The organism is Sedimentibacter acidaminivorans (genome assembly GCF_017873955.1).
In the GTDB taxonomy this organism is placed as follows: domain Bacteria; phylum Bacillota; class Clostridia; order Tissierellales; family Sedimentibacteraceae; genus Sedimentibacter; species Sedimentibacter acidaminivorans.
The window spans coordinates 177,652-189,994 of sequence record NZ_JAGGKS010000008.1; the positions used below are offsets into that span (position 1 = coordinate 177,652).

Here is a 12,343-nt window from a genome sequence, read left to right on the forward strand (position 1 = left end):
CTATTTCATTACTAAAAGTATTTTATCTTTTTCATAACGTACTTTCACCTTAAAACTGTCGCCTTTGCTGAGCGCACATAAAAAAAGAACTCCCAAAGGAGTTCTTAAAAGTTCAAAGATTATTCGGTAGGACGGCGTACCCTACATCTCTTTTAATACCTGTTAAGGTGTGGCAGCTGCCAGTTCTGCCCTCAAATAATCTTTATAATATCTTATGTATTTGTATACTAATTATACCATAGTTATTTCTCTTGTCAACCATATTTAGCGTTTTTTCTATTTCTTATCGGTATTTTAGATTTTCTTCTATTTATCAACCTTTTTTAATCTTCCAGAGCGTATATAATTATTTAGTTTCGCATCTGTTATTGGATATATTGTTTTTACCCACTTCTTATCCGTATTACTCAATCTTACTGCAACCAACACATTTTTTGATATTTCTTTTATAAAAACTATGCTATCACCTTTGGGATGTATTCCTACATAATCAGGCGATTCTATAATTTCGGGAGCAGCTTCAGTATGCAGCTTAAATTCATCATAGCAAGAATAATCTTTGCAATGTTTCTTAGTATAAGTAATTTTATCTTTACTAATTAATATTTTACTTTCTTGAGCTTCTATTCCTAAAAGTTCAATTATCGAAAGTTTTAATAACCCTAATTCATAAACGTTCTCAACTACATTGTCTATATCAAATTTTTCTGACATACTAAACCCTCTTATATTTTATAAAAATATTATAACTTAATATATTTCATTTGACAAGTACATGCTATTAATAGATTCATTATACAATAAACCATAACATGACAAAACATAATATCCAATCAATAACTAAAATCAATTTGTTTCGTACACCTCCAATAGTTTTTTAATAGCCCTGTCATTAAATCTATCAATCTGTCTACCGCTATAATTTAACTTGCTACAAATCATCCAGGTCTTGTACTTTTTAAAATACTTTAGAATTACTACTTGTTTTTCAAGAGGTTCTAATAACTTTAATAAATCATCAATATAGTTTTTCTTCTCGAAAGCTTTTTCAAGTCTATTTTCTAGCTTTGCCACCTCTTGACCATAAGTTACTAATATTTTTTCAACACTGTTGTAAACAGTGTCAGTTATTCCATTTCCTCCTGGCAAACCTGTTAGTTCTGGAACATTAATATCCCTTTGTGAATTTATAGCCTCACCTAAATTAATAATATTTTCATTAATACAATCAATTTCAAACTGAATATATGTATAGCTGTATAATAATCTCTTAAGTCTTTCTCTCTTTTCGTCCTTCTCCATAACTTCACCACACTCTCTATAAATAGTCTATATATCCTGTCACTACTTTAACTTCACAACTAGTTAAATAATATTTATGCTTAGTTTTTACAACTTTATATCCACACAATTTTAAGCTTTCCGCTTCTAATTTACTCACTATCTGCATACTTACCTCCTGTTAAAATGGTATCTCCTCATCATCACCAATAGGTGTAAATATATCATTATCAACATCACTATCATTTTTCTTGCCTTCTAAAAACTCAACCCTATCAGCCGTTACCCCTGTTTTATATTGCTTTGCCCCATCTTTTTCATAACTACTAGTAGTAATTCTACCATGAACAGCGCATTTGTTCCCCTTATTCAAATAGTTTGCACAATTCTCTGCAGATTTGCCAAAGACAGTTATATAAATAAAATTCGCAGTAGGTTTACCCTGGTTAACAGCTTCTTGCTTTTTATCTCCAAACAAATCCTTGTCCACTGCTAAAGTAAAATTTGTAACTGCCATGCCAGTAGTAGGGATAAACTTTAACTCAGGATCTCTTACTAATCTACCTATCAATACTACATGATTCATTTTTTCCCTCCTCAATCAATGCCCTTAGTAGTAATAAATAATTTATGCTATCAGTAATTTTTTCATTCCACATACCAATGCTATAGTCACCACCCCTGCACATATCATATACGGAAACAGTATGCTTACACATCATACCAGCAAGGGCTTGTACTGGTGTAATATCTTGAACACTTGCTGCCACTTTAAAATTATGCAACCTATCCTCAGTTGCATATTCCTTAGCTTTTACTACTAAAATATCAAGACTTCTATTTACTTGTTCATCAATAATTTTCTTAAATTGCTCCTGTTTCATTGTTTACACCACCAACAACTCTGAATTTTCGTATAAATTACCTACTACTACTGAAGAAGGTATCCAACAATAATCTCTATCAACGTCTACTAATTTTAAAAATGAAATATATCCGTCTGATAACTCGTTGCTTACTATAATATAAGAACCTGCCTCATATTCTACTCTGCCTATAATTTCCTCATCTTCATAAGTAAACTTGATTATGTCTCCTTTGTAAATTTTATTTTCATTTTCTGTATCATCACAAACGCCTGTATATTGACATACATTTGTAACGAGATAAAAATTACCATCAATTTTAGATATATTATCATTTTTATCTTCTTCCGTAGTACATTTATCTCTTTCTTTTGGCATGTAATAAAATATTCCATTTTCACCATTAAATTTTATTATGCTTCCACCATATACCCATTTGCCATTATCAACTCTTTTTCCCCTAAACTTTATCTCGCTCATCTTCTATTCCTCACTACCTCGCTTTTTCTAAATGTTTTTAATAATTCTTCTTTACTCAATCGCATTCACACCTTTCATAAATACTAACCAATGCGTTTTACTTCGTCTATTTCCAAAAAGCGGTTTGTATTCAATAACTTTTAGCACTTGTGATAATTTTATCTGTTCTTCATTCCATTTAAATATTAACACTCCACAATCGTCAAGAACTCTCATACATTCATTAAAACCTTGCTTAATATCTGCTTGCCATGTATTATTGTTAAGCTTTCCGTATTTTTTGGCTATCCACGAATTTTGCCCTGCTTGTACCAAATGAGGAGGGTCAAAAATGACAAGTTTAAATGTATTATTTGGGTATGACATATTTCTAAAATCACCTATTACATCAGGCTTAATAATCAATTTTCGACCGTCGCATAAAGTTTCTTCCAGTTGCCTGTTATCCATGAAAACAACATTTTTATTATTCTTGTCAAACCAAAACATTTTACTACCACAGCAAGCATCTAAAATTAATTTATTCATGATTTGCTACCTCACTTTCCTAATCCTAAAAGCCAAACTACCATCAAAACCATATCCGTCCATAAACTCACGATGCTTTTTATTAACTTCTTCCTGTGCTCTTTTTGCCTTTAAATACTTTGCACAACTATCATGACATGACAGTTTACGGTCTTTGCAGTTCAAGCAAGTATCAATCATATACCATCAACCTCCAATCAATAATCGACAGAATACCTTTTGCTCACTGTCTTTGGCTTGTATTCAGTTTTTAGCTCCTCATACCTCATATGCTCACCATCAAAACGAAACTCAACAGTACCATTATTTCCACGCCTGTTTTTAGGAATATAAACACCAATATTGCCCTCGTCAACATCCGTCTTCCAAATCATAATAACCTTGTTAGCATTTTGTTCTATCTCTCCAGAGTCCCTCAAATCTGTCAAACTTGGCTTTTCAGTTTCTCTAGCAGATCTATTCAATTGAGATAAAAGCAATATGGGAACATCAAGCTCCATGGCCAACATTTTTAAATCCCTAGTTATATCACCAACCTCAAGGTTCTTATTGCCATACTTCTTGTTCGTCCTAATTAGCTGCAAGTAATCCACAATTACAAGAGATAAATCACTAAACTTTAAACAAATATTTTTAATCATCAAAGGAGTAACAAAGGGATTATCAAAAATATGCAACGGCAATCTTGAAAGATGATTACCATAACTCAATATACTCTGCCAATGTTTATCCTTTGCCTCTTCAGTAACACCTTTAAATTTATTTATAAGCAAATTCATTGAAATACCAGTACCAGATGCCATCATTCTTTCTACCAATTCATCACTTTTCATCTCTTGAGAAAAAGCAATAACCCTTTTTTTATTCCTGGCAGCATTAAGACCAATATTCAAAGAAAAAGCACTTTTACCACATCCAGGACGAGCAGCTAATACAATTAATTCGCCACCTCTCATTCCCATTAAATTTCTATCAAGCTTATAAAAACCAGTATCAACCTTACTTCCATCTTGTTCATTACCAAGACTATTTATGTAATTCAAAACAGCTTCATCCATGCTATACAAAGAGCTATCGGACTTACCCTTATTGACATCATTCAACTTTACAATTGCTTCAGTAACCATATCATCAGAATCTGCAGAACTATTTAAAATTTCAGCAGCAATAGCTTTGATTTTTCTTTTCTTTGATAGCTCCACAACAAGTTCAGCATAACGCTTTATAGTTTCCTTAGTCTGAATATTATTAGAACACTTAACACATAATTCCATTGCGCTACTCTGCTCTAACCCAATGCTCTTCAAAAACTCAACCGCTGTAACAACTTCAAATATTTCATTGCTAAAGTAACGACTAATAGCGTGTTCATAAACTTGACCAAGCAATCTATATGAAAAATCTTCAACCTTCAAAACATCAGTTAGCTCACTAACAATTTTATGGTCCATAATAATTGACCCTATTATGCTATACTCAGCCTGTACATTACTATCAACCTGGTTCATTTTTTACACACCCCCTGCATCTTTGCTAAAAGCTGCAAATATTGTTTTCTAAATTTATCAGCAGATAAAATATTCTTACTCCAAAATGTGTCCATTTGACTAAACTCCAACACTACTTTGACATCATAAGGGTCAATCTCATCAATTCTAAACATCAGGTCAAAAGTATAAGACCATTTCTGTAAAGTATTTTCATCTTTTGGCTTTGCACCCTTTATATTCTCACAAATCATATTTGACAAATAAGATGCACACTTATATTGCTTAGATTCATGATCAAATACAATTTTCTTTTTGTCATTCTTCTTACTCAAACTCTCCTCGTTCCGAACCTGGTTTTTAGGTTCGAACAAGATATTAATAATACTTGTATTATTATCCTCCATCTTTTTATGGATACCCCCTCCATTATTTAATGGATACCCCTCCACTTTTTTATGGATACCCCCAACTATTCCAATATAGATTTTCCGTTGAGTTACCAAACCTTTATTATCATTTATAAAATCTACTACCACATAACCCTTATCTTTGAGGTTATTTATCCAAACACTAACTGTTTTTTTATTAACTTTATACAGCTTTGCAAAATAATCATTACTTGCAAAACAAAATCCACCCTTATCAGCCAATGCAGAAATTTCACCATACAAAAGCTTTTCATTAGGTTTTAATTCCTCATCATACCTAACAGTAGCAGGTATAATAGAAAAATAATTCGGTCTTTCCATAGTTCACCAACCTTCACAAACATATTTATTCATAAATATTCAATTTTCAAGGTACAACAATTTAAGGTAGGTGATTTTATACATTTTTAAAAATGTTTTTGTATAAAATCACTACCTGATTTATGAAAATTTACATATAATTATTAAGCAAATACCTCTATATCCAACCCAAGGTCATCAAGCATCTCAATGATATAAAGTTTTAAATATTTCATGGTCTGTATCTTCCATGCACCACCATCTGCCTCCCAAAGAGAACAATATCCACCCTCTTTGAGCCTAAATACAAACTTACTCTCAACCGGTTCAATCTCTGTAAATGTCCTATAAGGTTTAAGAGTAACAGGATTTGGAACAGCTACATCAACCAACCCTTTAGTAGATTGTTTAATAGTAATCTCTTGAGATACGCCATTGTCACCTATAGTTCTTACCGCATTATCAGTCATATTACCTATGTGTGATAGTATTAAACCTAAATCACAATTTGACTTAAATCCAGATTGCAGCATTATGTTAAATGACTCTCTATCAATAAAGCTATTAAATTTCAAGCTTATTTTATCTGGCTGACAAACCGCATATATTTCTCTTATATTATTTTCATCAAGAGAAGACACCAACTCAATCCTGTCATAGTCCTTGATATGTATAAAAAAATTACTTTTATCTATATAATCTAACTTAGATGCAATATAATCCATCAACCCAGTAATACTTTTAAACTCTAAAGCATCAGGCTCATTATAATCATACCTTTTTAAATTTCTATCACTAAATACCTTTCCATCAATCTCTACTAACTCTGGCTTTGACATACCAACTATGTACTGCGCTAATTCTTTTAACATTTTAATCCTCCATATAGTTTTATTTGATTATTATCTGATATTTAAAACCTTGTCCCCTCCTGACTTAGAAAACATGCTCTGCTGCTTAACTTCATTGAGATACAATTGCCCCTCATTATCCTTACTAACTAAAACTTGAGTTTCAACACCCATTTCAGTAGCAAGAGTTGTCTTAGTTTGAATCTTAGTAACAACAAAATCTCTGTTCTCATTAGGTTTAAAGCTAAGAGTTAATGTTATCTTTCTTTCCTTCTTTGGATCAGTGTTCTTGTCAACAATATTTTGAGTAATTTTATCTAGTTCCCTGTTTAATTTCTCAACGATAGCACCATCAGCCAATCTCATGATATCTGCCATTTACTTCACCTCCTAATATTTAATTATTTAATATATTTTTATTTGAAAAATTAATATTAAAGTTGAAAACAATCACAAATTATGATAGAATAAATTTGGTTAGTGAGTCGCATTTATGCGGCTTTCTTTTTTTATTCTTATCCTTGCATCGTGCCATAAAATTATTGATGTCAACTTATTATTAACAATCCTCATATCCTCTATATGGTCCTCTAAGATATCCTCTTCAACATCATCTATCATGCCATCAGACATAATTTGTTTAATACCATCAACTATAGGTGATAACTTGTCTTTAGCAAGAATGCCCTGAAAAACCATATCAACCTCAGTCTTGGGTACTACTACATCAGGCAAATACTTACCCAAAACACTATTATTTTTTAAGTGCCACCAGGCTAACATAGGAGACTTGTATAACTCAGACATCTTGTCCACAATATCATCAGGAACACGAGCCTTGTTATTTTCATAATCACTCAAAGACCTACAACTAACATTCAACCATGCAGCAGCGTCCTCTTGCTTAATACCTGCACTTTCCCTACACGTCTTGTAATAACATATGCAAACCTTACTCATTCAAAATTCATTCCTTTCATGATAAAATACAAATATAAACATCACTTCTTAATAAAATTCAATTCCCTATTATGACCTCTCGTCCCACAAATAAAACTTCTCTCAATCTTAGGTACGGGCTTTGTGATAACCTTAGCGCCACACTTGCTACATTTAGTATCCACAATACGATCCAAAGCCCATGCACTAAATCCACAATTATAACAGGTATATTCTCTCAACTTCTTTTTAGCTCCCTTCTTTAGTTTTCTCCTACTCCTATTCTTCCTAACATACTCACTCCAATGGCCAACAAATATGAAACCTGCAAAAGTTATTAAAGATGCCTGGACAATTATAGTTAAAAACTCAGAGTACTTTATCATTAGTTCCATAAAATGCCCCTTTCTATTACAAGCTTTCCTCAATCAAATTCTCAAGATATTCAATCATCTCATTTAGATCATCAACAGCTTCATCACTATTCAAATTTGTTTGTTTTTAAAATCAACCTCTTTTTCCTTATCCCACTCACCTAAAAAGCATTGAAGCTTAACCTGATTAACATGAGGATAAGTGTATAAAAAGCAATCATGTCCCAAATCCTTTGCATCCATACACAAGTCAACTATCTTATGTACCTTTTTTCTCAATCTAACGTTCATACATTACCTCCGCTTAATTCTTGATTATTTTTAGGTTTATATTTACCAGCAGCAATAGCATTTGCTGCAATAACTTCCATTCTTTTAATTGCCCTAGCTTTATCCTCTGGTGTCTTATCCCTGCAATCATCATCACAAATCATTATGTGAGTATTACCAACTTTAAAATCTTCAACTATATTTCCTATAGGAATTTGAGCCTTAATCATTTACGCACCTCCGAACCTTTTAAAATATAATATGTTTAATGCCTTGTACTTGTTTTTACTAATTTACTTTTACTTCCTTTCAATTTATGATGTTCAAACACCATATATGAGTGGGGATTTTATTTAGTAAGTAGTTCTTGATACTTCAATGACCTTCTTAATGTCGGTAGCATTTAGAAGGTCATTCCCGTTTTCTCTGTAAACATATGTTAACCTAGATAAAACTGAATTAACTTCTCTATAATTTGCATTACTTTCAATTATTATTGTATTAATTTTTTCTTTAAGTTCTGTGCAACGTTTTTTACTTTCTTCACGCATCTCTTTTTCTTTCTGTTTTAATTCTTGTATATCTTTAAACTGTTCTTCCATTTCTTTTGCTCCTTACGTTAAAATTTGCTGTTGCTAGTAGATGTTTTATTGTTAGCCTGTTTCTTGAAATGTGGTTTCGTTTTCGGAAACTTTATTGGTAAAAAAAAGCTCTTCAATCGTTAATCCAAAATAATCTGAAAGTTTTTTAGCCTCTATTAGTGAAAATCTTAAGTCCCCAGTTTCTTTTTTGTAATAGTTACATGCAGAAATGTTCAGAAATTGTGCAATTTCGTTTTGTCTGATATTATTCTTTTCTCTAAGAAGTTTTATCTTATTCAAGTTTAATTCTCCTTTCTTAATTTCCTTTATAGAAACTTTATGTATTAATTATAGTTTCTTTTACGGAATATGTCAATATATATATTTTCTTTTTTAGAAATATTTTTTATTATGGTTTACTTTCGATAATTGAAACTTTATAATGTAATTATATGAAATGGTGGTGAAATAATGAAATTTGGAGATAAATTAAGGTCTTTAAGAAACAAATACAATCTTACTCAAACTGAGTTAGCTGAAAAATTAAATTTATCAAAAGCAAATATTTCTAAATATGAATCTGGTAATTTAGAACCTAATATTCAGACTATTACTACTATTTCAAAATTATTTAATGTTTCTGTGGATTATCTTTTAAAAGATGAACCTGATGATGAATCATTAACAATTGATGAAGAATTTCAATCATTATTAAGCGACCCTAAAACATTAGTAGCATTCAAAGATTTTCAAAACCTAACAGATACAGACAAACAAGAAATAATAAATTTTATAAAATTCAAAAAACAGCAGAATAATTAGGAGAAAGTAATTATGGCGGATGTAAATTTAAATAAATTATTTAATTTTCATGAAAAAATAGAAATGCCTGAAACACTTAAACCTTTTTTATCTGATAAAGAGCAAGTATTTTTTACAGTGAAAACAATTAGAGATGCTGCAGTTTTTACGGACAAAAGAATATTAGTAGCAGACAAGCAAGGTATAACAGGTAAAAAAATAGAGTACTACACAATTCCCTACAAAAATATAGTTACATACTCTGTTGAAACAGCAGGAACCTTTGACTTAGATTCTGAAATAAAGTTGCAAATGTCAGGTGGTATTTCAATTGAGTTAAAATTTCTTAAAGACAAAAAAATGGACTCATTACTGTTAGAAGTATATAGAATTATTACCGACTTTACATTTGATAAGTAACAAACAAAAATAATAAAAATAGAAATAACAAAACGGGATTATACTACATCATGGGGGAAACACTGACAACTTAATAAAAATTTATAACTATGGATCATAATCCCATATCATTTTTTTGATGTGGGATTTTTTATTTAAATAAATAGGCTTGATATTAACATGTTTTTATCATGATGTTTATACTTATATATTAAATTATAAAGGATGGATATATTATGTCCTATAGCATTGGTTGGGATAAACCCCTGAGTTGTAGCAATATAGATTGTAATGAATTTATATGTATTGATTTTGAAACAGCAAACAGCAAACGCCAGAGTGTATGCCAATTTGCTCTTATATATTTTAAAGATGGAGTAGTAATTCAAGAAAAAGAATGGCTTATAAAACCTCCAAAAGATTATAGAAATTTCAGCGAATTTAATATTCAAATTCATGGAATTAGACCTGAAGATATAAAAGATAAACCAGAATTTAATGAATTATGGAATGAAATATATCCCTTATTGAATGGCAAAACTCTTGTAGCGCATAATGCGCCATTTGATGTAGGAGTATTGAGAAGTCTAATAGAATACTATAATATAGATTATCCTGAGTTTAATTTTATTTGTACATGCAGCGTTGCTCGTAAAACATGGGATAAACAAATAAACTATACGCTAAAGAATATTGCAAATCAACTAGGATATTTATTTAATCATCATGATGCACATGATGATTCACGTACATGCGGTAAAATTTTATTAGAGGCAATGAAATATCATAAAGTAAAAACATTAAAAGAATTAGCAGAAAAAATAAATATGCAAATTGGATATGTATCTGAAGATTATTATTTACCTTGCAGTATATACAATGGTTTTAAAGGCCTAGGTGGTAAAAACGATAGGGTTAAGGTGTGCGAATTAACTCCTGCTTCTAATTGTGAATTTGATGAGGACAACCCTCTTTATAATCAACATGTTGTTTTTACCGGAACATTGATAAGTATGACAAGGCAAATAGCAATGCAAAAAGTTTTAAATATAGGTGGCTTGATAGATCAAGGTGTTACTAAAAATACAAACTATCTTGTTATGGGAGTTCAGGACTATGCCATATTTTCAGATGGAAAAGAAAGTTCCAAGACTAAAAAAGCAAAAAGATATATTGAGGAAGGTCAAGATATACAAATTATTCATGAAGATGATTTTATAAAAATGATTATTTAGGGGGTGAATTATCATAGACGTAAATTCAATTTATAAAAAAGTGTTAGAAATATTTGAAAGCAATGAAAAATCGCTAGAAAGTGTTGAATTAAAAATAAATAAGCAATATTCAACTGTAAGTGTAGAGAATACTGCTGCTATTCGAATAAAATTGAGTAGTAAAACTAATTATATTTCAGTAAAATCTAGGTATATACACTTGTTTAAAGAATCTATGAAATTGACATCTGGCAAGAGTGAAAAGGACTGGATCCGTTACCAGATCACAACAGAATACGATTTAGATGAAATATCAAATATTTTATTATATATATATGATGACTGCAAGCCATCAGGTACTATGTTCGGTTGCTGCTCTAGATTTAATGCATGTAGCGATGCTAAAAAATGTGTTAATCCAAATAAACAACATGCAAAAAACTGCTGGTATAACGAAAATCTGAAACGAGGCAAGATATTTTATGGAGTTAATAGGAATATATAACTTTTAATTTCATATAAATGCAAAATTTGTAGAAAAGAGGAATATATGCAAGATTATTATAAAAAACAACTTATAAAAATTTTACTAGATAATAAGTTATATAAGTGCGATGGAACAGACTTTCAAAAATTTGTAAATCAAATATTTACATATAAAAATGAAAATTTCACTCCCGTTAAACCTCAAGGAAATATTGGCGATAGGGGTAATGATGGCTATATATATAATGCAGGAGTATATCTTCAGGTATATGGGCCTGAAGATTTAAGTAATATAGATACTCAGAAATACGCAATTGCAAAATATGAAAAAGACTTTTTGAAATTGTTAAATCATATTTCAAATGCAAAATGGCCAGCTATTAAAAAATTTATTTATGTTATAAACGATAAATCATATGGTTTTTTTCCCGATTTGCTAATACTACGAGATAATTTATATAAAAGTCATCCAGAAATTAAATTTGATATATATGGTAATGATCAACTACGAAATATTATATTATCTCTTCCTTTGGAACATCAAGAAGATCTATTAGGTTCAATTTATGAAATTGAAGATTATATTGATATACTAGATGCTAATATACTAGATAAAACTATAAAAGCTATAATAGATGATTATAAAATTCCTTACACTATTAATGGTAACCCATTAAAAGTACCTAATTGGGACAGAAAGATAGCGTTTAATAAGCTAAAGTGTAAACCTCCTGAAACAAAACTTATTGAAGGATACTACAATATTGATAAAATAGATGCAATACTAAATGATGATAATAAACCAGAAACAGATGAGGCGTTATCGACAATAGTTAAAACTATTTACAATGAGTCGGTTATAGTATACCCCAAAAGTGAAGAGGATCAGTTTTTTTATATTTTCAATCAATTAATGGATAAGGTAAAAACAAATAGAACAATAAGTGATATATCTAAAAGTAGTGCTATATTTTGTATAATGAGTAAATATTTTGAAGTTTGTGACATATTTAAAGAACCCCCAGAAGATTACAAAATAGCAGAGTTATAGCCTC

General features: G+C 30.4%; 23 protein-coding genes. 5 read left to right on the forward strand and 18 right to left on the reverse strand.

Annotated elements, in window-relative coordinates; genetic code table 11:
• Positions 1 to 306 precede the first annotated feature (306 nt).
• The 18 genes from J2Z76_RS13415 to J2Z76_RS13495 all read right to left on the reverse strand — a co-directional run bounded on the left by J2Z76_RS13415 (position 307) and on the right by J2Z76_RS13495 (position 8,688).
• Positions 307 to 714, reverse strand: a complete 408-nt coding sequence (locus J2Z76_RS13415) for a PBECR3 domain-containing polyvalent protein (protein WP_209512580.1) — start codon at positions 712 to 714, stop codon at positions 307 to 309.
• 132 nt (positions 715 to 846) lie between these two features.
• Entirely contained in the window at positions 847 to 1,302 is a 456-nt protein-coding gene (locus tag J2Z76_RS13420) for a hypothetical protein (RefSeq protein WP_209512581.1), read from the reverse strand.
• Positions 1,303 to 1,318: 16 nt separating this feature from the next.
• Positions 1,319 to 1,450, reverse strand: coding sequence for a hypothetical protein (locus J2Z76_RS16900; protein WP_280922410.1), 132 nt, complete (start codon positions 1,448 to 1,450; stop codon positions 1,319 to 1,321).
• Between the two features lie 12 nt (positions 1,451 to 1,462).
• On the reverse strand, positions 1,463 to 1,867 hold the full coding sequence (locus tag J2Z76_RS13425; RefSeq protein WP_209512582.1) for a single-stranded DNA-binding protein: 405 nt from the start codon (positions 1,865 to 1,867) through the stop codon (positions 1,463 to 1,465).
• Positions 1,842 to 2,165: a hypothetical protein gene (locus J2Z76_RS13430; protein WP_209512583.1), complete on the reverse strand. Its 324-nt coding sequence runs from the start codon at positions 2,163 to 2,165 to the stop codon at positions 1,842 to 1,844. The genes J2Z76_RS13425 and J2Z76_RS13430 overlap by 26 nt, the downstream gene beginning before the upstream one ends.
• A 3-nt stretch (positions 2,166 to 2,168) precedes the next feature.
• A complete protein-coding gene (locus tag J2Z76_RS13435) occupies positions 2,169 to 2,627 on the reverse strand; it encodes a YopX family protein (protein ID WP_209512584.1) in 459 nt (152 codons plus the stop codon).
• Positions 2,628 to 2,678: 51 nt separating this feature from the next.
• Complete coding sequence (locus J2Z76_RS13440) at positions 2,679 to 3,155, reverse strand: SAM-dependent methyltransferase (protein WP_209512585.1); 477 nt, start codon at positions 3,153 to 3,155, stop codon at positions 2,679 to 2,681.
• Positions 3,156 to 3,161: 6 nt separating this feature from the next.
• Positions 3,162 to 3,335 (reverse strand): hypothetical protein, encoded by a 174-nt coding sequence (locus tag J2Z76_RS13445; protein WP_209512586.1) that lies wholly within the window; start codon positions 3,333 to 3,335, stop codon positions 3,162 to 3,164.
• A gap of 17 nt (positions 3,336 to 3,352) precedes the next feature.
• On the reverse strand, positions 3,353 to 4,663 hold the full coding sequence (locus J2Z76_RS13450; RefSeq protein ID WP_209512587.1) for a replicative DNA helicase: 1,311 nt from the start codon (positions 4,661 to 4,663) through the stop codon (positions 3,353 to 3,355).
• Entirely contained in the window at positions 4,660 to 5,394 is a 735-nt protein-coding gene (locus J2Z76_RS13455) for a helix-turn-helix domain-containing protein (RefSeq protein WP_209512588.1), read from the reverse strand. Before J2Z76_RS13455 ends, J2Z76_RS13450 begins: the two co-directional genes overlap by 4 nt.
• Before the next feature lie 143 nt (positions 5,395 to 5,537).
• Entirely contained in the window at positions 5,538 to 6,245 is a 708-nt protein-coding gene (locus tag J2Z76_RS13460; RefSeq protein WP_209512589.1) for a hypothetical protein, read from the reverse strand.
• Positions 6,246 to 6,275: 30 nt separating this feature from the next.
• Positions 6,276 to 6,602, reverse strand: a complete 327-nt coding sequence (locus tag J2Z76_RS13465; RefSeq protein ID WP_209512590.1) for a hypothetical protein — start codon at positions 6,600 to 6,602, stop codon at positions 6,276 to 6,278.
• Positions 6,603 to 6,701: 99 nt separating this feature from the next.
• Positions 6,702 to 7,184, reverse strand: a complete 483-nt coding sequence (locus J2Z76_RS13470) for a helix-turn-helix domain-containing protein (protein WP_209512591.1) — start codon at positions 7,182 to 7,184, stop codon at positions 6,702 to 6,704.
• Between the two features lie 41 nt (positions 7,185 to 7,225).
• On the reverse strand, positions 7,226 to 7,558 hold the full coding sequence (locus tag J2Z76_RS13475) for a hypothetical protein (protein WP_209512592.1): 333 nt from the start codon (positions 7,556 to 7,558) through the stop codon (positions 7,226 to 7,228).
• Positions 7,559 to 7,648: 90 nt separating this feature from the next.
• A complete protein-coding gene (locus J2Z76_RS13480) occupies positions 7,649 to 7,828 on the reverse strand; it encodes a hypothetical protein (RefSeq protein WP_209512593.1) in 180 nt (59 codons plus the stop codon).
• Positions 7,825 to 8,037 (reverse strand): hypothetical protein, encoded by a 213-nt coding sequence (locus J2Z76_RS13485; RefSeq protein ID WP_209512594.1) that lies wholly within the window; start codon positions 8,035 to 8,037, stop codon positions 7,825 to 7,827. The genes J2Z76_RS13480 and J2Z76_RS13485 overlap by 4 nt, the downstream gene beginning before the upstream one ends.
• A gap of 123 nt (positions 8,038 to 8,160) precedes the next feature.
• Positions 8,161 to 8,409, reverse strand: a complete 249-nt coding sequence (locus J2Z76_RS13490; RefSeq protein ID WP_209512595.1) for a hypothetical protein — start codon at positions 8,407 to 8,409, stop codon at positions 8,161 to 8,163.
• A 51-nt stretch (positions 8,410 to 8,460) separates the two neighbouring features.
• Entirely contained in the window at positions 8,461 to 8,688 is a 228-nt protein-coding gene (locus J2Z76_RS13495; protein ID WP_209512596.1) for a helix-turn-helix transcriptional regulator, read from the reverse strand.
• Positions 8,689 to 8,859: 171 nt separating this feature from the next.
• Between J2Z76_RS13495 and J2Z76_RS13500 the strand changes: the two genes are divergently transcribed.
• The 5 genes from J2Z76_RS13500 to J2Z76_RS13520 all read left to right on the forward strand — a co-directional run bounded on the left by J2Z76_RS13500 (position 8,860) and on the right by J2Z76_RS13520 (position 12,339).
• Positions 8,860 to 9,210 carry a helix-turn-helix domain-containing protein gene (locus J2Z76_RS13500; RefSeq protein WP_209512597.1) on the forward strand — a complete coding sequence of 117 codons (351 nt, stop codon included), beginning with the start codon at positions 8,860 to 8,862 and terminating at the stop codon, positions 9,208 to 9,210.
• Positions 9,211 to 9,222: 12 nt separating this feature from the next.
• The gene (locus tag J2Z76_RS13505) at positions 9,223 to 9,609 is read left to right on the forward strand and encodes a PH domain-containing protein (RefSeq protein WP_209512598.1); all 387 of its coding nucleotides are present in this window, start codon (positions 9,223 to 9,225) and stop codon (positions 9,607 to 9,609) included.
• Between the two features lie 215 nt (positions 9,610 to 9,824).
• The gene (locus tag J2Z76_RS13510) at positions 9,825 to 10,823 is read left to right on the forward strand and encodes an exonuclease domain-containing protein (RefSeq protein ID WP_209512599.1); all 999 of its coding nucleotides are present in this window, start codon (positions 9,825 to 9,827) and stop codon (positions 10,821 to 10,823) included.
• A gap of 40 nt (positions 10,824 to 10,863) precedes the next feature.
• Positions 10,864 to 11,307 carry a hypothetical protein gene (locus J2Z76_RS13515; RefSeq protein WP_209512600.1) on the forward strand — a complete coding sequence of 148 codons (444 nt, stop codon included), beginning with the start codon at positions 10,864 to 10,866 and terminating at the stop codon, positions 11,305 to 11,307.
• A 45-nt stretch (positions 11,308 to 11,352) separates the two neighbouring features.
• Complete coding sequence (locus J2Z76_RS13520; protein ID WP_209512601.1) at positions 11,353 to 12,339, forward strand: ABC-three component system protein; 987 nt, start codon at positions 11,353 to 11,355, stop codon at positions 12,337 to 12,339.
• Positions 12,340 to 12,343 lie beyond the last annotated feature (4 nt).